Annotated in this window: 18 protein-coding genes and 5 tRNA genes; 19 read left to right on the plus strand and 4 right to left on the minus strand. The window is 60.3% G+C overall.

Going from position 1 to position 21626, the window contains the following annotated elements; genetic code table 11:
• The first annotated feature begins 1 nt into the window (after position 1).
• The 8 genes from gyrA (at position 2) to typA (ending at position 6798) form a co-directional block, all read left to right on the plus strand.
• On the plus strand, positions 2–2710 hold the full coding sequence (gene gyrA / locus AAAX75_RS02550) for a DNA gyrase subunit A (RefSeq protein ID WP_349091082.1): 2709 nt from the start codon (positions 2–4) through the stop codon (positions 2708–2710).
• 301 nt (positions 2711–3011) lie between these two features.
• Positions 3012–3088 (plus strand) — tRNA-Ile (locus tag AAAX75_RS02555).
• Between the two features lie 67 nt (positions 3089–3155).
• A tRNA-Ala gene (locus tag AAAX75_RS02560) sits at positions 3156–3231 on the plus strand.
• Positions 3232–3235: 4 nt separating this feature from the next.
• Positions 3236–3312 (plus strand) — tRNA-Ile (locus AAAX75_RS02565).
• A gap of 159 nt (positions 3313–3471) precedes the next feature.
• Positions 3472–3972, plus strand: coding sequence for a bifunctional nuclease family protein (locus AAAX75_RS02570; protein ID WP_138374279.1), 501 nt, complete (start codon positions 3472–3474; stop codon positions 3970–3972).
• Positions 3973–4005: 33 nt separating this feature from the next.
• Positions 4006–4362, plus strand: a complete 357-nt coding sequence (locus tag AAAX75_RS02575; protein ID WP_349090993.1) for a hypothetical protein — start codon at positions 4006–4008, stop codon at positions 4360–4362.
• Positions 4363–4392: 30 nt separating this feature from the next.
• Positions 4393–4842, plus strand: coding sequence for a hypothetical protein (locus AAAX75_RS02580; RefSeq protein ID WP_089572580.1), 450 nt, complete (start codon positions 4393–4395; stop codon positions 4840–4842).
• Between the two features lie 117 nt (positions 4843–4959).
• On the plus strand, positions 4960–6798 hold the full coding sequence (gene typA / locus AAAX75_RS02585) for a translational GTPase TypA (protein ID WP_006235837.1): 1839 nt from the start codon (positions 4960–4962) through the stop codon (positions 6796–6798).
• 128 nt (positions 6799–6926) lie between these two features.
• Here typA and AAAX75_RS02590 read toward each other — a convergent pair whose 3' ends face one another.
• From AAAX75_RS02590 to AAAX75_RS02605, 4 genes are all read right to left on the minus strand, one after another.
• Complete coding sequence (locus AAAX75_RS02590; protein WP_349090994.1) at positions 6927–8072, minus strand: polymer-forming cytoskeletal protein; 1146 nt, start codon at positions 8070–8072, stop codon at positions 6927–6929.
• A 107-nt stretch (positions 8073–8179) separates the two neighbouring features.
• Positions 8180–8869 carry a TRIC cation channel family protein gene (locus tag AAAX75_RS02595; RefSeq protein ID WP_349090995.1) on the minus strand — a complete coding sequence of 230 codons (690 nt, stop codon included), beginning with the start codon at positions 8867–8869 and terminating at the stop codon, positions 8180–8182.
• Between the two features lie 426 nt (positions 8870–9295).
• Positions 9296–9386, minus strand: a tRNA-Ser gene (locus AAAX75_RS02600).
• A gap of 48 nt (positions 9387–9434) precedes the next feature.
• Positions 9435–9525: transfer RNA gene (locus AAAX75_RS02605), tRNA-Ser, on the minus strand.
• A 503-nt stretch (positions 9526–10028) separates the two neighbouring features.
• On the opposite strand from AAAX75_RS02605, the gene rpsF reads away from it, so the two are divergent.
• The 11 genes from rpsF to carA all read left to right on the plus strand — a co-directional run bounded on the left by rpsF (position 10029) and on the right by carA (position 21572).
• Positions 10029–10322: a 30S ribosomal protein S6 gene (rpsF, locus tag AAAX75_RS02610; RefSeq protein WP_006235831.1), complete on the plus strand. Its 294-nt coding sequence runs from the start codon at positions 10029–10031 to the stop codon at positions 10320–10322.
• Positions 10323–10370: 48 nt separating this feature from the next.
• Complete coding sequence (ssb, locus tag AAAX75_RS02615) at positions 10371–10823, plus strand: single-stranded DNA-binding protein (protein ID WP_006235830.1); 453 nt, start codon at positions 10371–10373, stop codon at positions 10821–10823.
• A 72-nt stretch (positions 10824–10895) separates the two neighbouring features.
• Positions 10896–11162, plus strand: a complete 267-nt coding sequence (gene rpsR / locus AAAX75_RS02620) for a 30S ribosomal protein S18 (RefSeq protein WP_006235829.1) — start codon at positions 10896–10898, stop codon at positions 11160–11162.
• Positions 11163–11177: 15 nt separating this feature from the next.
• Positions 11178–11717 (plus strand): 50S ribosomal protein L9, encoded by a 540-nt coding sequence (gene rplI / locus AAAX75_RS02625; RefSeq protein ID WP_022094073.1) that lies wholly within the window; start codon positions 11178–11180, stop codon positions 11715–11717.
• A gap of 218 nt (positions 11718–11935) precedes the next feature.
• Positions 11936–13333, plus strand: coding sequence for a replicative DNA helicase (dnaB, locus tag AAAX75_RS02630; RefSeq protein ID WP_349091083.1), 1398 nt, complete (start codon positions 11936–11938; stop codon positions 13331–13333).
• 93 nt (positions 13334–13426) lie between these two features.
• The gene (locus AAAX75_RS02635; protein ID WP_349090996.1) at positions 13427–14713 is read left to right on the plus strand and encodes an adenylosuccinate synthase; all 1287 of its coding nucleotides are present in this window, start codon (positions 13427–13429) and stop codon (positions 14711–14713) included.
• Positions 14714–14831: 118 nt separating this feature from the next.
• On the plus strand, positions 14832–16136 hold the full coding sequence (purD, locus tag AAAX75_RS02640) for a phosphoribosylamine--glycine ligase (protein WP_349090997.1): 1305 nt from the start codon (positions 14832–14834) through the stop codon (positions 16134–16136).
• Between the two features lie 21 nt (positions 16137–16157).
• A complete protein-coding gene (locus AAAX75_RS02645) occupies positions 16158–16853 on the plus strand; it encodes an NUDIX hydrolase (RefSeq protein ID WP_195568396.1) in 696 nt (231 codons plus the stop codon).
• Between the two features lie 247 nt (positions 16854–17100).
• Positions 17101–18873, plus strand: a complete 1773-nt coding sequence (locus AAAX75_RS02650) for an ABC transporter ATP-binding protein (protein WP_349090998.1) — start codon at positions 17101–17103, stop codon at positions 18871–18873.
• A 19-nt stretch (positions 18874–18892) separates the two neighbouring features.
• A complete protein-coding gene (locus tag AAAX75_RS02655) occupies positions 18893–19855 on the plus strand; it encodes a hypothetical protein (protein ID WP_349074444.1) in 963 nt (320 codons plus the stop codon).
• Between the two features lie 211 nt (positions 19856–20066).
• Positions 20067–21572: a glutamine-hydrolyzing carbamoyl-phosphate synthase small subunit gene (carA, locus tag AAAX75_RS02660; protein ID WP_349090999.1), complete on the plus strand. Its 1506-nt coding sequence runs from the start codon at positions 20067–20069 to the stop codon at positions 21570–21572.
• Positions 21573–21626 lie beyond the last annotated feature (54 nt).

Raw genomic sequence — 21626 nt, forward strand, 5'->3', positions numbered from 1 at the left:
TATGGGCGAGGCCGGCGATGCCGGTATGCCCGATGATCTGAAGCGCCTGCTTGCCCGTGCTGAGCAGGGCGAGGACGGCGACCCGGACGCCTATAACCCCGATGCCGATGATGATGAGGAAGAAGACGACGCCGAGCTCGAGGAGAGCTTTGGCGAAGTCGACCGTGGCGCCTCGGCCGGCGAGGATATCAACGGCGGCCAGCTCCAGATTTCGGAGTTTGGCCGCGAGATGAAGCAGTCGTTCATCGAGTATTCGATGTCGGTTATCACGGCGCGTGCCCTGCCGGACGTGCGCGACGGCTTAAAGCCGGTGCACCGCCGCATCCTGTACGCGATGAACGAGAGCGGCATCTACCCCAACCGCCCACATAAGAAGTCGGCCTGGACGGTCGGCGAAGTTATCGGTAAGTACCACCCGCATGGCGACTCCGCGGTCTATGAGGCCATGGTCCGCCTGGCGCAGTGGTTCTCCATGCGCACGCCGCTCATCGACGGTCACGGCAACTTCGGCAACATCGACGGCGACGGCGCCGCTGCCATGCGTTACACCGAGAGCCGCCTGGCAAAGCCCGCCATGGAACTGTTGCGTGACTTGCAGAAGGATACCGTCGACTGGCAGCCCAACTACGACGAATCGCTCGCCGAGCCCGTGGCGCTGCCTGCGCGCTTCCCCAACCTGCTGGTCAACGGCAGCCAAGGCATCGCCGTCGGCATGGCCACCAACATCGCTCCGCATAACCTCACCGAGGCGATCGAGGCCACCTGCTACCTGATCGACAACCCCGACGCCACCGTCGACGAGCTCATGCAGATCATGCCCGGTCCGGACTTCCCCACCGGCGCCATCATCATGGGCAGCGCTGGCATTAAGCAGAGCTACGAGACCGGCCGCGGCTCCATTACCGTGCGTGCCAAGGCACATGTGGAGTCCACCAAGACCGGCCGCAGCCGCCTGGTCTTTACTGAGATTCCCTACATGGTCAACAAGGGCACCCTGCAGGAGAAGATCGCCCAGCTCGTCAACGACAAGCGCATCGAGGGCATCTCGGATATGCGCGATGAGTCCAACCAGAAGGGCATCCGTCTGGTCATCGAGCTCAAGAAGGGCGTCATTCCGCAGGTCGTGCTCAACAACCTGTATAAGTACACCTCGCTGCAGACGACCTTTGGCGCCAACAACCTGGCGCTCGTCAACGGCGTTCCCAAATGCCTGAGCCTGCGCGAGATGCTGCAGCACTACATCGATCACCAGGTCGACGTCGTCACCCGCCGTACCCGCTTCGACCTTAAGAAGGCCCAGGCGCGTGCCCATATCCTCGAGGGCTACCTGATGGCCCTTGACCATATCGACGAGGTCATTAGCATCATCCGCTCCTCGCAGACCGACTCCGAGGCCAGCAGCCGCCTGATCGAGCGCTTTGGTTTTACGCCCGAGCAGACCACGGCCATCCTCGAGATGAAGCTGCGCCGCCTGACCGGCCTGGAGCGCGACAAGATTCAGGAAGAGCTGGACGGCTTGCGCCGCGCCATCGCCTACTACGAGGACCTACTGGCGCATGAGGAGAAGATCCTGGGCGTCATCAAGGAAGAGATGCGCGAGATCTCCAAGAAGTTCGGCGACAAGCGCCGCACCGAGATCAGCCAGGTTGAGAAGGACCTGGATGTCGAGGACCTCATCGCCGACGAGGATATGGTCGTGACCATCACCCATACCGGCTACGTTAAGCGTATCCCGGTGGCTGCCTACCGTGCCCAGAAGCGCGGTGGCAAGGGCGTGTCGGGCGTCAACCTCAAAGAGGATGACGTCATCGACGAGATGTTCATCGCGTCCACGCATGAGTACGTGCTGTTCTTCTCGAGCAAGGGCAAGGTCTATCGCCTGAAGGTGCACGAGCTGCCGGTGGGTACGCGCCAGGCGCGCGGTACCGCGATCGTCAACCTGCTGCCCTTTGAGGAGGGCGAGAAGATCGCGAGCGTCATCAGTTGCCGCGAGTTCCCGGCCGACGAGTACCTGATGTTTGCCACCAAGAGTGGCATGGTCAAGAAGACCGTGATGAGCGCATATGACCGTAGCCGCCGTGATGGCCTGATCGCTATCAACCTGCGTGACGATGACGCGCTGCTGAACGTACGCCGCGTGCGCGAGGGTGACAAGATTATCCTGGCCACCACTGCGGGCAAGGCGATCATGTTCTCCGAGGAGCAGGTGCGCGCCACCGGCCGCGATACCAGCGGCGTTCGCGGTATCGGTATGAAGGACGGCGTGAGCGTTCTGGGCATGGAGGTCACTAACGGCAACGGTGATCTGTTCGTCATCACCGAGCGCGGCTACGGCAAGCGCACGCCGGTCGCGGACTACCCAGAGCAGAATCGCGGCGGCCAGGGCGTCTACACCATCCAAATGACCGAGCGTAAGGGTAACCTCGCGGCCATGAAGACGGTGGGCCCGCAGCACGAGCTGTTCATCGTGACGGAGGGCGCGACGGTCATTCGCGTCAAGACCGACGAGATCAGCCAGACCGGCCGCGCCACCCAGGGCGTCAAGATGATGACCGTCGACGACAACGACCGCGTATGCGCTGTCGCCCGCATGACGGCAGCCAAGGAAAAGCCCGAAGGCGAAGCCACAGAAAACGGCTCTGCTTCCGAAGAAACCCCTGTCGATCTAGGCGACGGCAACGACATGCCAGAAGATCTCCTAGACGAGTAAGAGGCCCTAACTGGTAGAAAATATCAGACCCCATATATCGGCGGTCGGCGCACTGCGCGCCGACCGCTTTTTTGAAAACCTTGGGACTCGTGTTCGCCCCGGTCGCACGGCGGCATGTGAAGTCGATCGCGAGTTCCGCACGAGCCTGAGAGCACTTAATGTGCTCTCTGTGCGAGTCAGGACTGTCCGAGCAGGCGACTTCACATGCCGCCGTGCGACCGGGGCGAACACCCTTCAAAGATTTTCAAAAAAAGTTGTTGACGCGCGCGTAACGACTCGTCTAATATATCCCTTGCGCGATGGACCTGTAGCTCAGTTGGTTAGAGCGTCCGGCTGATAACCGGGAGGTCACAAGTTCGAATCTTGTCAGGTCCACCACTTTCTTTCGCAATAAACACCCCAGCGAGAGCCGAGTCGCCGCTGGGGTGTTTATTACTGTCTCCGTGGGGGTTTAGCTCAGCTGGGAGAGCGCGGGCTTTGCAAGCCTGAGGTCAGGGGTTCGATCCCCCTAACCTCCACCATGATGGACCTGTAGCTCAGTTGGTTAGAGCGTCCGGCTGATAACCGGGAGGTCACAAGTTCGAATCTTGTCAGGTCCACCATCAAAACTGTGAAGAGCCCTGGGGCGTTGCCTCGGGGCTTTTTTCTTGTCTGCGATAAATCTCATTTTGGTTTTGTGTGCTGTGCGAAAGATTGGGTAGTATAGCTATTCAATGCGGCGACCTTGCCGCGTGTTAACCGCTACGTACCGGAGGTGTTCCATGGTTCGTGTCGACATAGAGACCATCGTCATGGCCGCCGGTCCCGTGCCATCGCTTATCGTGCTTCGCGAGCGCTGCAGCAAATCGGACTCGCCCGCGCCACTGCGTTCCCTTTCCATTCAAACTGGTTCGTTTGAAGCCGCTGCCATCAGCCGCGGCATCGATAGCGGCCGCGCCGAGCGCCCGATTACCCATGACCTGTTGCTCGATACTGTTGGCGCCCTGGGTGCCAAGCTCGAACGCATCGAAATCGTTCGCGCCGAGCCGCCCGTGTTTTACGCGACGGTTGTCGTGTTGGCCGATGGCAACGAGCATAAGATCGATGCGCGTCCCAGTGATGCCATTGCCCTTGCCGTGCGCAGCAATGCCCCCATGTTTGTGGAGGACGACATCATGAATCGCCTGGGCACCGTTTCTGCCCATGCCGAGGAAGTTGACGACGAGCGGGAGTTCGAGAAGTTCGACGAGTTCGTCCATACGCTCTCCCCTGATGATTTCTAAATGTTCGACAAACACGCGACGGAGTGCGCTCTCATGAGCGCCGGAGTTTCTGCCGAGGCGGCTGCGATCGCCCGCGAGGCCCAGATGCGCTCGGAGGCTTCTGAGGCGGCTCGCATTGCCTATGTGACGCAGGCCCGCACACTTCGCGAGCGCCGCGGCTCGTTTATCAAGATGGTTGTCGTCTCCGCCCTTGTCGCGGCAATCTGCTCGCGCCTTCGTGGTACAGTTGGTGCGCTTGGGTTTTCGATCTCTACGGGCCTCGTGATCTGGGGCATGGTCGATGCGGTCATGCTGACCAGTCAGATCAAGGTGCTCGACAAGCGCGCGATGGATATGATGCGCGCCCGCGACGCTGCCGCCAGGATCGCCGCCGAGGCACAAGAACTGTAACGACGCCAGACTCGATGGGAAGGTCTAAAGATGGCACAGGATATGCAGGACGCCGGTAACGTCTCCGCCGAGCTCGACGCCATGGTGTGCGATCTGATCGGCGCGTTCTTGGACGACCTTGCCGCCGGTGAAAACCCTGGCGTGGTCGTGGCAATTGAGGACGCCGCTTCCAACCGTTATCTGGCGGCGCTCGATGAGGATGGCGAAGAGGCGTGCCTCGAGGCGGCCACCAACTTTATCTCCGAGCACAAGATGGGTCTTAAGGACGAGGGCCTGGGCCGTATCGCCCGCTATGCCATCGGCTACACCGGCTGCGTCGAGATTGACGGCGGCTATCACGATGCTCTGCTCGTGAGCTTCTTCGAAACCACACTCGAGAGCGGTTTTTCGGCATATGTGCTGTATGAGGGCATGGGCGCCGGCGATGGTTTTATGTGGAGCGACCCTGAACCTGCAGGTGAGGAAACCCCTCTCATCTAAAATCGCTAAAATAAACGAGTTTTCGGTAAAAGGCTCAATATTCCCGCTGAGCGTTGCATTGCTGGGCGGGTCGCATACGCGTGCCGGTTGTATATAGATAGAAGATAGGGGAACTACATGCGCGTAGACAATCTGAGGAACATCGCCATCATCGCTCACGTCGACCACGGCAAGACGACGATGGTCGACAAGCTCCTGCGTGCCACGGACGCCTTCCGTGCCAACCAGCAGGTCGAGGACCGCGTCCTGGATTCTAACGACCAGGAGCGTGAGCGCGGCATTACGATTCTCGCCAAGAACATCTCTATCGAGTACAAGGACGTCAAGATCAACGTCATCGACACCCCGGGCCACGCCGACTTTGGCGGCGAGGTCGAGCGCGTGCTGCGTATGGCTGACGGCGCCCTGCTGCTGGTTGACGCTTTTGAGGGCCCCATGCCCCAGACCCGCTTCGTGCTGCGTCACGCTATCGACACCGGCCTTAAGATCATGATCGTCATCAACAAGATCGACCGTCCGGGTGCTAACCCCGAGAAGGCCTACAACGACTGCCTCGACCTTATGGCCGACCTGGGCGCCACCGACGACCAGCTTGAGTTCGCCATGGAGCACGTGGTCTACGCCAGCGCCATGAATGGCTTTGCCCGCCTTGACCCCAACGACGGCAACATGGACATGTATCCGCTGCTCGATATGATCATCGACGACATGCCCGCGCCCGAGGTTGACGAGAACGCCCCGCTGGCCATGCAGTGCGTGACCATCGACCACTCCAACTTCGTTGGCCGTATCGGCATCGGTCGCGTGTACTCCGGCACCATCCACCAGGGCGACCAGATCCTGGTTGTCAAGAATGACGGTTCCAGCGCCACCGCTACCGTCAAACAGCTCTTTACCTTCGACTACCTGGGCCGCACCGAGTGCCAGGAAGTCGGCGCCGGTGACATCGCCGCCGTCGTGGGCATCGATCGCACCGATATCGGCGATGTCTACACCGACCCCGAGAACCCCGTCGAGCTCGAGCCCATCGAGATCGACCCGCCGACCCTGTCCATCGTCTTTGAGGCTTCGACCTCTCCGCTCGTCGGTCGCGACGGCGACATCGTGGGCGCCCGTCAGCTCAAGGAACGCCTGTTCAACGAGGCCGAGAACAACGTGACCATGAAGATCGAGGAGCTCGAGGACAAGAGCGGCGTCGAGGTCTCGGGCCGCGGCATTCTGCACCTGTCCGTTCTGATGGAGTCCATGCGCCGCGAGGGCTTTGAGTTCCAGGTCGGCCGTCCCCGCGTTCTGTTTAAGAAGGACGAGAACGGCAACAAGATGGAGCCTGTCGAGCAGGCCGTCGTTGAGTGCCCGGACGAGTACTCAGGCAAGGTCGTTGAGGTCTTCGGCACCTCCGGCGGCATCATGACGAGCATGGATACCTCGGGCATCGTGACGCACCTCGAGTTTAAGATCCCGACCCGCGGCATCATGGGTCTTAAGAACCGCATCATGAACGTCACCCACGGCGAGGGCGTGTTCTACCACACCTTCCTGGAGTACGGTCCCTACGCCGGCGAGATCGGCAACCGTCAGAACGGCGCCATGATCTCCATGACCACCGAGAAGGCCGTTGCCTACGCTCTGGGCACGCTGCAGGAGCGCGGCCAGCTGTTTGTTGAGCCGGGTACCGAGTGCTATGAGGGCATGATCGTGGGCGAGCGCAGCAAGGCTGGCGACATGGTCGTCAACATCGCCCGTACCAAGAACCTGGGCAACCAGCGTTCCTCGACCTCCGATATCTCCGTCCAGCTGGTGCCGCCCCGCACCTTCTCGCTGGAGGAAGCGCTGGAGTACATCGCCGACGACGAGCTGGTCGAGATTACTCCCAAGAACATCCGCCTGCGCAAGCGTCTGCTCAATGCTACCGACCGCAAAAAGGCCGCCGTCCGCGCCGGTCAGGTCAACAAATAAGCGCTGGGCTTTATAGCGTCTAACAAGAAAGGGCGTCGACCGCAATGGTCGGCGCCCTTTTTGTGCACAGGGACTGAGCTGGTCTGCACCACCACAAAGGTGCCTGGCCCCTTTATGGTGGTTGGCGGCTAAGCGGTGGGGAGTCCTGGCGTGTTAGCTGGCTGCTGCGGTTTGAGGTGGGCGTTGCGCCAGATGATTTGGATGATGTAGCCGAGTGTAAAGACGAGGGCCACGCCGCTGATGAAGTCGCCTACGAGGGGAAGCCCCGTGAGGGCGCCTGCGATCACGCCGCCCACAGCCGCCATGGCGTAGCGGTTCTGGCTGTTTCCGACCATGCGCGCGATCGCGCACCCCGCAAAGGCGCTCGACACCAGTGCGATACCAATAACACCGCACAAGAGGGCTCCGGCAAGCGACAGACCAGCGATAGAGATAATCAGCAGTAGGACGGCGGGGACGATAGCAATCGTGCTCAGAAGACCGCTCACCCACAGGGGCATGGGGCGCTGGTGGAGCATGCCGGCGGCGCTGGCAGTCGCGCGCGGAAAGACGAGCTCGAGCAGCAGAGCGACAAAGCAGGTCGAGAGTGCCGCGGCGACGGTACCGCCGATGACATCGTTAACGGTGGAAGTATCCTCGTTCTCGGTGCGGTCGATCTTGAGCGCGCCGACCTCGGCTCCCGCGGCACGCTCGGGGTCCTCGGAGACGTGCGCGTTCACGGTGCCGGTGATGTGGGCGTTCTTGCCCAGGATGAGCTTGTCGGCCCAAACCTCGACATCGCCCTCGACGGTGCCATCGATGGTCACCGTGTTGCCCGCAAGCGCTGCCGACTTGGTAAAGCCGCGCAGGGCAACCGTCTCGCCTATCGCGTAAAAACAGTTGGCGGTGCTGTCGGCGTTGAGCACAACGTGCTGACCGACGACCGTGACGCTGCCATCAACCGTGGTCTTGGCGATATCGATAGTGCGCGCCGCAAGACGAACGGCGCCGCCCACCGTGCAGTCGCGAATTGAGAGGGTATCGCCCGCAGCGATGATATCGTGGTCGATGGAAGCATCGTCCAAGTTGAGGGCCTGACCGGCCCAGTACAGGTCACCCTCGACGCCGGACGGATTGGCGTCATTGTCGGTCGCAAGTACGTTGCCTGCGGTGTCCGTGCCGGCGAACGACGCCGTGGGAAGCGCAGTGATCGCCAGTGCGATGAGCGCGAATGCCATAAGCAGGCAGCGACGCATTTTGTGTGACGTCGTCGCCGCGGTTTGATTGAAAGTCATGGTTGATCCTTTTGTTAGGTGTTCGGCATATATCTAACAGGGTACCCAACGCGTGGGCACTCTAAAAGAACCTCTCGGTTGCATTTCGAAGGGTCTTGCCGTGCTGTCTACTTTTTACGGTGCAAGAAGCGTGCGATGTCTTCTTCGGTGGGGCTTTTGATGTCAAAGCGCAGCGAGAGCCAGCGCAGACCCATGGTCACGACAACGCATACGACCAGCGCGGCGACATTGCTCATGATGCCGCTCATAACGAGACACACGTAGCTTGTCGATCCGGCGATGGCGGCGATGGCATAAAAGTTAGTACGTTGGAAAATGCCCGGAACCACGCCCATAAAGCCGTCGCGCAACATGCCGCCGCCCACCGCGGTGAAAAAGCCCATCATGATGCACACCGCCGGCGCAAAGCCGTAGACCAGCGCCTTGTCTGCTCCAGTGGCGGCGTAGATGCCGACCGAGATGATGTCGAGCAGGGGAATGAGTTTTTCGGGTTTGTCAACGATTGCCGGGAAAATATAGATGATGGCCGCCGTGGCAATGGAAAGCGGGAGTGCCATCGGCTGGTTGAGGATGTAGACGTTGCCCACCTGCAGCGTCATGTCGCGCAAGAGACCTCCGCCCAGACCGCAGACCACCGCGAGCGCGACCGCGCCCACCAGGTCAAGCTTGTGCTCGCGCGCGACCAACACGCCCGAGATTGAAGCCGCGACGACGGCGAACATTTCGAGCCAAAACGGGATGGCGACCATGGCATCCGTGGCGTGTGAGGTAACGGTCATAGCGGCGACGAGGGGCAAGATGGGGTCCTTTGGGTTGCTGGTTTAGACAATGCCCGTACATAGTACATGGTTGGCGGGCCTGGCGACCCTATTGCTCGGTAAACGGTCGGGACTGGATGCGGGCGTAGGCACCAAACGTGTACATCAGCCTCCAAAGATGTCAAAAAATGTCGGTTTTGGAGGGTGACGTACATGTTTGGGGGTCTGGGTTGATGTTGAACGCGATGGGGGCGTGGCTGAATAGGAGGGATGTCCAAATTTTGAGCGGAGCTCAAAATTTATCCGGTCGGCTTGCGCCGACCGCGCTGCGCTAAAAACGCGCCACGGGCGCGTTTTCTTTACGCTCCGCGCCCTGGCGGGTTCGAATCCCTCCTCCGCCGTATTTGCTTGTAAGGGACTCAAAAGAAAAAAAGCTCCCGTTGTTGGGAGCTTTCTCAATCTAAATGGCGGAGGAGGAGGGATTCGAACCCTCGTGACCTTATACAGGCCAAACGGTTTTCGAGACCGCCGCATTCAACCACTCTGCCACCCCTCCGCGTGGGGTAAAAACAAAGCAGGCTCGAAGGCCTGCTTTGGAATTAACTGGCGGAGAGTCAGGGATTTGAACCCTGGAGACGCTTTTGACGCCTACACGATTTCCAATCGTGCTCCTTCGGCCACTCGGACAACTCTCCGTTAAATGCGAAAGTCAGTATACACGAGGAATCGCAAAGTGCAAACAGAAAAGTTGGCATTTTTTAAAACGCTTTGCCGCGCTTGGCGTTGCAGTGGGTTTGAGGTGCCAAAAAACGGCTTCCGACCAGCGTGGTTGATCAACTCAATTGTTCAAAAGGGGTATTTATAAGCGATTTGGCAATGAATTTAAAAATCTTTGGGTGGTGCTGTGGGCCACTGGTATGCATTTTGTGACCACAACCATGCGCCCGTTGACCTGCGACTTGGCTCAGCTTGTCCTCACGGCACCGTATCTTGTCCACAGATCCGTCAAGCTTTTGGTCAGCATTTGGTTGGAATGCGCATGAAACGTCGTGCGAGTATGGGCATATGTGGAGGTCATGAGGTTGTAGCTGCATATTCTTGCAGCCTAGGAGGTTGAAAGATATTATTACCAAGTCTTTTCCTGCTTCAGGCGCACCTTCACGACCTGAAGCCACATTTGCCCAGAGGAGGTGACAATATGAAGGCTTATGAACTGCTGTTCTTTGTTGACCCGTCGCTCGACCCCGAGACTCGTCTCGCTGTTATGAAGCGTATCGATACCACGATCGCTGAGGGCGCTGGCAAGGTCGACTCCGTTGACGAGTGGGGCAAGCGCAAGCTCGCCTACGAGATCAACGACCTCACCGATGGTGACTACACCCTCATCAACTTCCACGCAGATCCTACCCAGATCGCCGAGCTTGATCGCGTCCTGCGCATCACCGACGCTGTGGTCCGCCACATGATCGTCCGTCGCGACGACCAGGAGTAAGACTGTCGTTTTGGACTGGGCTTGTGCCCCAAGAGGAAGTAGTGAGTTATGAGCATCAATCGAGTGAACATCACCGGTAACCTCACCCGCGATCCCGAGCTGCGCGCCACAGCCGGCGGAACCCAGGTTCTGTCCTTTGGCGTCGCCGTGAACGATCGTCGCCGCAACGCGCAGACTGGCGAGTGGGAGGACTATCCCAACTTTGTCGACTGCACCATGTTCGGCACCCGCGCCGAGGCCGTGAGCCGTTTCCTGGCAAAAGGAAACAAGGTCGCGATCGAGGGCAAGCTGCGCTACAGCTCTTGGGAGCGCGACGGCCAGCGCCGGAGCAAACTTGAGGTCATCGTCGATGAGATCGAGTTTATGAGCTCCCGTGGTGGCCAGGGTGGCTACGACCAGGGCGGTTACGCCCCCGCAGCTCCCGCGCCTGCAGCACGTCCTGCCGCGCCGGTGGCTACGCCGCCCGCGGTCGACGTCTACGATGAGGACATCCCGTTCTAAGGGTTGTTCACCTATTTTTGAGTGAGAGGCGGCTTCGGTTCGCCGAAGTTGCCAAATGAAAGGTATTTTGACATGGCTAATGATTTTTCTGCACGTCAGCCGCGTCGTAAGTACTGCCAGTTCTGCAAGGAGAATACTGAGTTCATCGACTATAAGGACACTCAGCTTCTCCGTAAGTACATGACCGACCGTGGCAAGATCAAGCCCCGTCGCGTCACTGGCGCTTGCACGCAGCATCAGCATGACATCGCCAACGCCATCAAGCGCGCCCGCGAGATGGCTCTCCTGCCGTACACCGTCCCCGTGGTTTCCTCTCGTGGCAACCGCGACCGCGGCTAAGAAGGGAGACGCATCATGAAGGTTATTCTTCTCGATGAGATCAAGGGCAAGGGCGGCGAGGGTGACGTCGTAGAGGTCGCTCAGGGTTACGCTGAGAACTTCCTGTTCCCCAAGAAGCTCGCTGTTGCCGCCACCAAGGGCAACCTCAAGCAGCTTGACGAGCGTCGCAACAACATCGCCAAGCGCGAGGCCGTCCGTCTGGCTACCGCCAACGAGACCAAGGCTGCCTTCGAGGGCAAGACGGTCACCGTTGACGTCAAGGTCGGCGACGAGGGCATCCTCTTTGGCTCCGTTACCGCCGCTATGATCGCTGATGCCATCAAGGCTCAGCTCGGTATGGACATCGACCGCAAGCGCGTCGAGCTCGGTAAGCCCATCAAGGTTGCCGGTGCCCACACCGTTGCCATCTCGCTGTACCGCGAGATCAAGGCCGAGGTTGTCGTTCTCGTCGGCGTTACCGCCGAGGAGCTCGCTGCCGAGGCTGAGGTCGAGGAGGCCGCTGAGGTCGCCGAGGCCGAGACCGCCGAGGTCGAGACTGAGGCTGCTGCCGAGTAGCATTTGCTGCAACGCAACAATCTTGTTCTAAGAAGGGCGCTCTGGGAAACCAGGGCGCCCTTTTGTTTTTTGCGCTGAGTGAGTGTCATGGTGAACGTTGCGTCGAAGTCCTATATACAGGACCGTTCATCCGTTTGGTTCGGTGATGATTGGCCGCGCGCGGCGCGTTTTGGGACCGTGGCTGATACTATGGATGCTTGCAAGCGATATGAATGAGGATGCTCATGGCATATGACGATAGGGAGATCGGGCTGACGGTCGAGGACCGCGGCTCAAAGTTGGGTCTTCCCCAAAACCAAGATGCAGAGGCCAATGTACTGGCCGCTATGCTGCTATCGCCCGAGGTGGTCGAAGAGGCCCAGGTCGAGCTGCAGCCCGATGACTTCTACCGGCCCATTCATAAGACCATCTATACTGCGATGGTCGATATGTACAACAGCCGCATTCCCATCGACTCCATCTCGCTGATCGATTACCTGCGCAGCATCAACAAGCTCGATACCGTGGGCGGCGAGGCGTACATTTTGGAGTTGATGGGTCAGACCCTGTCGCTCGTCAACTGGCAGCACCATGCCGCCATCGTTCGCCGCGACTCGATGCTGCGCGAGCTGATCGGCGCCACTAACGAGATCAACGCGCTGGCATATAACGCCCCCACCGACACCAAAGAGGTTGTCGAGCTGGCCGAGAGCAAGCTGCTCAAGGTTACGGCGCGCGAGGTCAAGTCGAGCTACAAGACGTTGACCGAGTTTATGGTCGAGGCCTATAACGAGGCCGAGGAAGTGTGCCAGGCCGGTGGCCAGGCTGCGGGCGTGCCCACGGGCTTTCCGTCACTCGACCGCATGCTCATGGGTTTTCGCGAGGGCCAGCTCATCATCATCGGCGCCCGTCCTGCTGTAGGTAAGACGTCGTTCGCTCTGAACCTGGCGCTCAACGCTGCCGCTGCTGGTTATACCGTCGGCTTCTTCTCGCTGGAGATGTCGGGCAAGGAAATTGCCCAGCGTCTGATTTGCGCCTACGCCATGATCTCGATCAGTGACTTCCGCATGGGCCGCATTAGCCCCGAGCAGTGGGCCAATATCAACGAGGCCACGCAGACCTTGTCCAAGCTCGATATTCTGATTGACGATACGCCCGGCACCACAGTGACCGAGATTCGCGCCAAGAGCCGCCGTATGCTCCATAACAAGGAGAAGGCAATCATCATTTTGGACTACCTGCAGCTGGTGAGTCCTCCGCCGGGACGCCGCTCCGAGAGCCGTACCGTCGAGGTCTCGGAGATGTCGCGTGGTTTGAAGATCATGGCCAAGGAGCTCAAGATCCCGCTCATCGCGCTGTCACAGCTCTCGCGTCAGGTCGAATCCCGTACCGGCAAGCGCCCACAGCTTTCCGACCTTCGTGAATCGGGCTCCATCGAACAGGACGCCGATATCGTTATGTTCTTGGACCGCTCCGCCGACGAGGCCGAAGCCTCGCGCGACGATCGACCCGACGAGGGCGTTACGCGTATCGTCGTGGCCAAGAACCGTTCGGGCCCGATCGGCGACGTCGACCTGATGTTCCTGCCGGCATCCACCAAGTTCTATGAGCTTGATGGGGTACATGCCGAGGAGTAGGACAGGCGCCCGTTGCACGGGTATACTGGGAATGTTTTGTGCTTCTGCGTGCCGGCGTGGCGCGCAGACAGTCCATGAATGTAAGGAGTAAACATGCCGTCAACCGTTTTGGTCGGTGCCCAGTGGGGCGATGAGGGCAAGGGTAAGATTTGCGACCTGGTCGCCGGCGACTTCGATGCCGTCGTGCGCTACTCGGGCGGCAACAACGCCGGTCACACCATCGTCGTCAACGGCAAGAAGTACGGCCTGCACCAGGTGCCCTCCGGCATCATGTATTCCGACCACGTGTCGGTGATCGGTAACGGCTGCGTCGTCAACCCCAAGGTTGTCCTTGAGGAGATCGATATGTTCGAGGCCGACGGCATCACCACCAAGAACCTCAAGATTAGCGGCAACGCGCATGTCATCATGCCGTACCACATCGATCTGGATGGCGCCTTTGAGCAGAAGCTCGGCAAGAAGAACATCGGTACCACCAAGCGCGGTATCGGTCCGTGCTATCAGGACAAGATGGCCCGCATTGGTCTGCGCATGCAGGACATGCTGGACGAGACGCTGTTCCGCGACAAGCTGGAGACCGCTCTCGCCCGCGTGAACCCCGAGCTCGAGCTCATCTACAACCTGCCCACCTACACCGTGGACCAGATTTGCGACGAGTACCTGCCGATGGCCGAGCGCCTGCGTCCCTACATCACCGAGACGAGCCTGCTGCTCAACAACATGATTGATGAGGGCAAGGACCTGCTGTTTGAGGGCGCCCAGGCGACGCTGCTCGACATCGACCACGGCACCTATCCGTACGTGACGTCTTCCAACTGCACCGCCGGCGGCGCCATCACCGGTTCCGGCGTGGGCATGAAGAACGTCGACCGCGTGCTGGGCGTCATGAAGGCCTACATCACCCGCGTCGGTTCGGGCCCCATGCCCACCGAGCTTTCCTATGAGTCCGAGGCCGGCCACACGCTGACCGAGGAGGGCTATGAGTACGGCGTGACCACCGGTCGCCGTCGTCGTTGCGGCTGGTTTGACGGCCCTATCGCCAACTATGCCTCGCGCGTCAACGGCCTCACCGACATCGCCGTGACTAAGCTCGACGTGCTTTCGGTCTTCGACACCATCAAAGTGTGCGTGGCCTACGACGTCGATGGCGAGCGTTACACCAGCGTGCCCGAACATCAGGTGCGCTTTGAGCATGCCAAGCCCATCTACGAGGAGCTCCCTGGCTGGAAGTGCGACATCACCGGTTGCCGCAGCTTTGAGGAGCTGCCGCAGGAGGCTCAGGACTACGTGGCGTTTATCGAAGATCTGGCACACACCCGCGTGACGTTCATTGGCGTTGGCGCTGGTCGCGAGCAGATCATCAACCGATTCTGGAAGTAATCGGGACTATTTGGTTATTGCGATATACCCCTTTGCAGCCCGGACGGGCGGCCGAGGGGTATATTTGCTTGCAAAGGGCTCGCGCGGAGCGAGCCGTTCATCCATAGAGGAGGCACCCTTGAAGGCGGACACTCAAACCATCGACATCCTGTTGTTGGGCAGCGGCGGCCGTGAGCATGCTTTGGCAGCTAAGCTCGCAGCATCACCGCGCGCCGGCAAGCTCTACATTGCGCCGGGTAACGGCGGCACCGCGAGCTGCGGCGAGAACGTTGTTCTCGACGACTGCGATCCTGCGGCCGTGGCGGCGTTTGCGCAGAGCCACGGATGCGGACTCGTGGTAATTGGCCCCGAGGCTCCGCTCGTGGCGGGCGTGGCCGACGCCGTGCGCGCGGCGGGTATTCCCTGCTTTGGCCCGGGTGCCGAGGGCGCCCAGATGGAGGGCTCCAAGCTGTTCTCCAAGCAGCTCATGGAGCGTGCGGGCATTCCGACGGCAGCCTACGGCTCGTTTACCGACGAGGCTTCGGCTCTCGCCTACGTACGCGAGCAAGGCGCTCCGCTGGTCGTCAAGGCTGACGGCCTTGCCGCGGGCAAGGGCGTTATCGTGGCGACCGAACTTGAGCAGGCCGAGGAAGCCGTGCGCGAGTGCTTTGGCGGCACCTTTGGCGATGCCGGCAACACCGTGGTTATCGAGGAGATGCTCGTTGGCCCTGAGTGCTCGCTGCTGGCCTTTACCGACGGCAAGACCGTGCGCCCCATGGCCACCTCGCAGGACCACAAGCGCGCGCTCGAGGGCGACAAGGGCCCCAACACCGGCGGCATGGGCGTCTACAGCCCGGTGCCCATCGTGACTGACGAGGAGCACGCCACCATGGTGGCGGTCATGGAGCAGACCGTGGCCGAGCTTGCTGCCGAGGGCATCGACTACCGCGGCTGCCTGTACGGCGGCTTTATGCTCACGCCTGCCGGCCCCAAGGTGCTGGAGTTCAATGCCCGCTTTGGCGACCCCGAGACGCAGGTTGTGCTTCCGCGCCTTAAGAACGACCTGGTCGAGGTCATGCTGGCTTGTGCCAACTGCGAGCTCGATCAGATTGAACTCGATTGGCGTGACGAGTGGGCCGTGGCCGTTGTCCTGACGAGCGCGGGCTATCCCGGCAGCTACGAGAAGGGCAAGGTCATCACCGGTATCGCCGATGCCGAGGCCATGGAGAACGTGACCGTGTACCACGCGGGCACTGCCATGGTGGACGGTCAGCTCGTGACCAATGGTGGCCGCGTGCTTGCCGTGACCGCTCTGGGCGACACGTTCGAGAGCGCTCGCAACCTTGCCTACGAGGCCTGCGAGAAGATTGATTTTGAGGGCAAGACCCTGCGTCACGACATCGGCCTGCGCGCGCTGCGCGGCCGCGACGCCTGGGATGCCTAAAATCCGAGAGGAATGAGACGGATGGACGAGAAGAACGAAGAGCTCGTGGACGCGCAGATCGTCGAAGAGGACAGCCGCGTGTATGGGCACGCCGAGGGCGAGCCTGGTGGCGAGGTCGCTGACGAGCCGGCGCTGGTGCTGGGCGATGACGACCCGCACGATGCCGAGCTGCACGAGAAGATTCTTTCGGAGGAGTGCGCCTGGAAGGGCAAGATCCTCGACGTCCACCGTCTTGAGGTTGAGCTGCCCAACGGTCGCCGCAGCGCCCGCGATATCGTTCGCCATCCGGGTGCGGCGGCTGTTGTGGCACTGACCGAGAGCGGCAAGATCGTACTGGTGCGTCAGTACCGCACCGCCATCGACCGCGTGACGGTCGAGATTCCCGCCGGCAAGCTCGATCCAGGCGAGGACCCGCTCGATTGCGCCAAGCGCGAACTGCATGAGGAGACGGGCTTTAGGGCTGGTCGCATTCGCTTTTTGACGTCGATTGTCACGTCCTGCGGCTTCTGTGACGAGATCATTCACATCTACCTGGCCACCAAGCTCGAGTTCGATGCACCCAACCCCGATGATGACGAGTTTGTCAACGTGGACCTGGTGCCGCTGCACGAGCTGATTGACGCCGTGCTCGACGGCAAGATCGAAGACGCCAAGACCGTCGTGGGCGCCTTGGCCTGCGATAGCATCGCGCACCGCCTTGGGGGCACGGAGCTCTAGGTTACGCGGTTTTACCAAACCGCGTAACGAGTCGACGCTGCAAACGCCCCTAAGCGGCAATCTGCCTTTCAATCGTCGCTCGCGTACCGAAGTACGCGTCGCTCCTCTTTCAAGGCACCTTGCTCGCTTAGGGACGTTTTCGCTGACGTTGCTAGAACATCGGCGTTATGTTTGTTGGGACGCTTTGTTTTCAGCCCGACCGGCTCAACCGGATTTATCACGCTATTTATTTCTCTTCGAGGACTGCATGTTTAAGAGGTTTCTTTCGTATTACGAGCCCCAGATGGGGCTTTTTGTTGCTGATACTGTTTGTGCTCTGGTGCTTGCTGCCATTGACCTGGCGTTCCCCATTATCCTGCGCAATTTGACCGGTGGGCTGTTTACTCAGAGTCAGGCTGCCATTATGCAGGCGCTCGGCATGATCGCGGTGGGCTTGGTGCTGATGTATGCCGTCCGCTGCGCCTGCCGCTATTTTGTGAGCTATTGGGGTCACGTGATGGGCGCGCGTATGGAGTCCAAGATGCGCGAGGACCTGTTTGACCAGTACGAGCGCTTTAGCTTTGCGTACTTCGACCGCAACAGCTCGGGCGACATGATGAGCCGCGTGGTCAACGACCTGTTCGATATCTGCGAGGCGGCGCATCACGTACCCGAGTGGATCATCATCTGCGGTATCGAGATTATCGGCTCGTTTGTGATCCTCTTTACCATCGCTCCGGTGCTGGCGCTTGCCATGGCCGTGGTGACGGCGGCGTTTGCGGTCGTCATGTTTTGGCAGAACATGCGCATGCGCGAGGTCTTTAGCGACAACCGCAAGAAGATCAGCGGCATTAATGCACAGCTGCAGGATTCTCTGGCGGGCATGCGCGTGGTCAAGAGCTTTGCCAACGAGGAGACCGAGCGTGCCAAGTTCCGTGCCTCTAACGACCGCTACCTTTTGTCCAAGGAGAACATGTATCACGCCATGGGCGTCTATACCGCGACGTATGGCCTGCTCTCGGGTGTGCTCTATGTGATCGTAGTGCTGCTGGGCGGATGGCTGGTCGCCCAGGGACAGCTACAGGCGGTCGATATGGCGACCTTCGCACTCTATATTTCGCTGTTCTGCACGCCGCTTGAGACGCTCGTCAATTCGGCCGAAACGTATCAGAAGGCTATCGCCGGCTTTAAGCGTATGGACGAGGTGCTCTCGACGGCGCCGGATATCCAGGACAAGCCGGGCGCTACGGATCTGCAGGTGACTGCCGGCGCCGTGGAGTATCACGACGTGTGCTTTAACTACGAGGATGTTGAGCTGGGCGAGGGCGATGCCGACGAGCGTCCTGTTATCGACCACATGGACCTGTCTATCAAGCCCGGGCAGACCATCGCGTTGGTTGGCCCCTCGGGTGGCGGCAAGTCCACGACCTGTTCGCTGCTGCCGCGCTTTTATGACGTGGCTACCGGATCCATTAGCATCGACGGTCAGGACGTGCGCGATGTGACGCAGCAGAGCCTGCGCCGCGCCATCGGCCTGGTGCAGCAGGATGTCTATCTGTTTGACGGTACGATTGGCGAGAACATCGCCTACGGCAAGCCGGGCGCTACGGCAGAAGAGATCGCCGAGGCCGCCCGTCGCGCCAACATCGATGCCTTTATCGAGTCGCTTCCGCAGGGCTACGACACCGTGGTGGGCGAGCGCGGCAGCCGTCTTTCGGGCGGACAGAAGCAGCGCGTTGCCATCGCGCGCGTGTTTCTCAAGAACCCCAAGATCCTGATTTTGGACGAGGCGACGAGTGCTTTGGATAACGAGAGCGAGGAGGCGGTGCAGGAGTCACTCGAAGAGCTGGCACGCGGCCGCACCACGATTATTATCGCCCACCGTCTTTCGACCATTAAGCATGCCGATGAGATTGCGACCGTTGAGCATGGTCGCGTTGTGGAGCGTGGCACGCACGAGGAGCTTCTCGCCCGTGGCGGCACCTATGCCCGTTACTATCGAATGCAGTTCGAAGGTGCGCGTGCGCACGAGCTCGACTGATTGATATGACAGGAAGTTTATGGCTGACAAGAACCCTTTGACTCCGGAAGAAGTGACGGAGTTATTCTCCGAAATCGATGCATCCGGCGTCTTGGATCCCACGCTCGCCAAAAAGCGTACCGAGCGCATGCGTGAGAAGGAGGCTGCGGCCAAGCGCGGTGACAAAGCGGCGCTAGCGCAGCTGCGCAGTGAGGACCGCGCGAGCCAGGCAAAACATATCGACCCGCTGTCCGAGGACGATCCTTCGGGCTCGCAGGTGAGCCATACCATTACGAAGACCGCGATGGCCGTGGTCATCGGTATTTTGGTGCTGATCGTGGGCATGCAGATCGGCTACGGCGTGATGCGCCGTCTGAATACCGCCAACCTGTCCGAGAGCGTTTCGGTCGATACCGTCTCGACCGCGCTCAAGGGTGGACTTGAATGGGGCAACGGCTTTACGCAGTTCCCGCTCGACTTTACCGTCGATGAAGCCGATGAACGCACGGGCACGGTCGAGGTGACGGTGTTGGACACGTCTTCTGCCAACGAGCTCGAGCTGTTGTCCAACGGGCAGATTCAGGCCGCGGCGCTTGCGACCAACGCGTTGCTCAACGACAAGATCGACCGCGTGGTGTATAACGTTCACGCCTATATCGACGAGGATAGCAACATTCAGCACGATTCCTTCTTTGGCATGTTCCCCGCGCGCGGCCACCAGAGCGCCATTTTGACGTTCGTGTGGACCAAGAGCTCATCCAACGCCACGAGTATCGACTGGAAGATGCGCATCGTGAGTATGGATGACACCATCGCCGAGCGCATTCAGAAGCAGGTGAACTCGGTGTCGTCGTTGATTGAGGACCCGGTGGTGAGCCAGACCAAGATTGACGAGGAAAAGGCCGAGCGCGATCTGGAGCATCGTCTGCATGGCCGCGAGATTTTCCGCGGCGGCAAGCCCGATCGCACACCGTCCGAACTGCTGGATCAGGACAAGAAATAATAAGACGCCATCATCCCGCGTGAGCCACAAGCCCGCGCGGGATGATTTTTTAATCCCCGTCCCAGAAAAATCATTATGCATAGAAAGTCATAATTATCATTTCGTAAACATTTCGATGAAATTAACGCCATGAGGCATGCTTGCGGTTACAATACCGCGAGGCCTAACTACACACCTTTAAGCCGGTCCTGTGAGACCGGGAAGGAGAATTATGGCGAACAACCATACCGCGGGCGCTGCCGCCCGCACCTTCGCGCCCAGCGAGCTTTGCCAGCGTATGCTGGCCAAAACCAGCAAGGGCACCTGCGGTCCCTGCATTCTGTATCTTGAGGATGGGACCATTTTTTATGGACGTGCATGCGGCGCCGAGGGCACCGAGACCGGCGAAGTCTGCTTCAACACCTCGCTCGAGGGCTACTTTGAGGTCATGACCGACCCGAGTTATGCCGGCCAAATCGTAACCATGACCTATCCGCAGATCGGCAACTACGGTATCGACGAGGCCGACGTCCAGTCGGCCTTCCCCGGCGACGCCGTGCGCCCTGCGAGCGCTCCGGCCATGCGCGGCATGATCGTTCGCGACATGTGCGCCACGCCTTCTAACTGGCGCTCGGCCGTCAGCGTGCCGGAGTACCTGCGCGCTCACGGCATCGTCGCTATCGAGGGTGTCGATACCCGCGCCCTGGTGCGCCATCTGCGCGATAATGGTTCCAAGATGGGCATTATCTCGACCGAGATCTTCGACGTCGACGAGCTTGCCGAGCGTCTGGCCGCAGCGCCCACGCTGGTAGGCGAGAACCTGGTCAAGACCGTGAGCTGCCCTGAGCCCCACGCCTTTGCCGCCGTCGACCTGCCTGCCACGCATGACTTTGCACTTGCGGCTGCCGCTCCTGCCTGTCACAAGGTGGTCGCCTACGACTGCGGTGTGAAGCGCGGTATTCTGGAGGGGCTGGTCCGCGCCGGCTGCGACCTTACCGTCGTGCCGTGGGATACGCCCGCGAGTGAGGTGCTCGACATGAATCCCGACGGTGTCTTTTTGTCCAATGGCCCCGGCGACCCCGACGCCGTGGTGGAGACCTACGAGCAGGTGCAGCAGCTGATCGGCAAGGTGCCGGTCTTTGGTATTTGTCTTGGTCACCAGATGATCAGCCTGGCCTGCGGCGCCCAGATGGAAAAGCTTAAGTTCGGTCACCGCGGTGGCAACCAGCCGGTTATGAACCTGGTAAGCCGCCGTGTGGAGATCACCGCGCAAAACCATGGCTTTGGCCTGCTGTTCCCCAGCTTGGGCAAGCTTGTCCCCGAGCTTTCCGGCGGCGAGACCGAGCATGCGGCCGATGGAGATCTGCGCGTCTGGGTGCGCCGCGGAATCGCGCCGGTCGTGGTGAACGAGCGCTTTGGTCGCATTCGCCTGACACATGTGAACCTCAACGACGGCACCGCCGAGGGCATCCAGCTGCTCGACGCACCGTGCTTCTCGGTCCAGTACCACCCCGAGGCCTCGCCTGGCCCCACCGATGCCCACTATCTCTTTACCGCCTTTACGCGACTCATGGACGGCGAGGAGAACTACCTGGACATCGACACCGCGAAGGACCGCCTTGCCGGCTGGAACTTTGCCGACGATGGTTCCGCCGTTCTACCGAACGGCGGACCGGTCGACGCTGCGGCTGCATCTGGCACATCATCTTGCCGCTCTGCTTCGGACGCGCGGGCATAAGCCCAGCGCGCCCTCGCATCACGGCAACCTGATGCACCAGCTGCACCCTCGCTG

The organism is Collinsella sp. CLA-ER-H7 (genome assembly GCF_040092345.1).
In the GTDB taxonomy this organism is placed as follows: Bacteria; Actinomycetota; Coriobacteriia; order Coriobacteriales; family Coriobacteriaceae; genus Collinsella.

Coding starts and splice junctions, on each gene's coding strand:
- gyrA (WP_349091082.1), top strand. CDS start 2: ATGGGCGAGGCCGGCGATGCCGGTATGCCCGATGATCTGAAGCGCCTG.
- AAAX75_RS02570 (WP_138374279.1), top strand. CDS start 3,472: ATGGTTCGTGTCGACATAGAGACCATCGTCATGGCCGCCGGTCCCGTG.
- AAAX75_RS02575 (WP_349090993.1), top strand. CDS start 4,006: ATGAGCGCCGGAGTTTCTGCCGAGGCGGCTGCGATCGCCCGCGAGGCC.
- AAAX75_RS02580 (WP_089572580.1), top strand. CDS start 4,393: ATGGCACAGGATATGCAGGACGCCGGTAACGTCTCCGCCGAGCTCGAC.
- typA (WP_006235837.1), top strand. CDS start 4,960: ATGCGCGTAGACAATCTGAGGAACATCGCCATCATCGCTCACGTCGAC.
- AAAX75_RS02590 (WP_349090994.1), bottom strand. CDS start 8,072: ATGACTTTCAATCAAACCGCGGCGACGACGTCACACAAAATGCGTCGC.
- rpsF (WP_006235831.1), top strand. CDS start 10,029: ATGAAGGCTTATGAACTGCTGTTCTTTGTTGACCCGTCGCTCGACCCC.
- ssb (WP_006235830.1), top strand. CDS start 10,371: ATGAGCATCAATCGAGTGAACATCACCGGTAACCTCACCCGCGATCCC.
- rpsR (WP_006235829.1), top strand. CDS start 10,896: ATGGCTAATGATTTTTCTGCACGTCAGCCGCGTCGTAAGTACTGCCAG.
- rplI (WP_022094073.1), top strand. CDS start 11,178: ATGAAGGTTATTCTTCTCGATGAGATCAAGGGCAAGGGCGGCGAGGGT.
- dnaB (WP_349091083.1), top strand. CDS start 11,936: ATGCTCATGGCATATGACGATAGGGAGATCGGGCTGACGGTCGAGGAC.
- AAAX75_RS02635 (WP_349090996.1), top strand. CDS start 13,427: ATGCCGTCAACCGTTTTGGTCGGTGCCCAGTGGGGCGATGAGGGCAAG.
- AAAX75_RS02645 (WP_195568396.1), top strand. CDS start 16,158: ATGGACGAGAAGAACGAAGAGCTCGTGGACGCGCAGATCGTCGAAGAG.
- AAAX75_RS02650 (WP_349090998.1), top strand. CDS start 17,101: ATGTTTAAGAGGTTTCTTTCGTATTACGAGCCCCAGATGGGGCTTTTT.
- AAAX75_RS02655 (WP_349074444.1), top strand. CDS start 18,893: ATGGCTGACAAGAACCCTTTGACTCCGGAAGAAGTGACGGAGTTATTC.
- carA (WP_349090999.1), top strand. CDS start 20,067: ATGGCGAACAACCATACCGCGGGCGCTGCCGCCCGCACCTTCGCGCCC.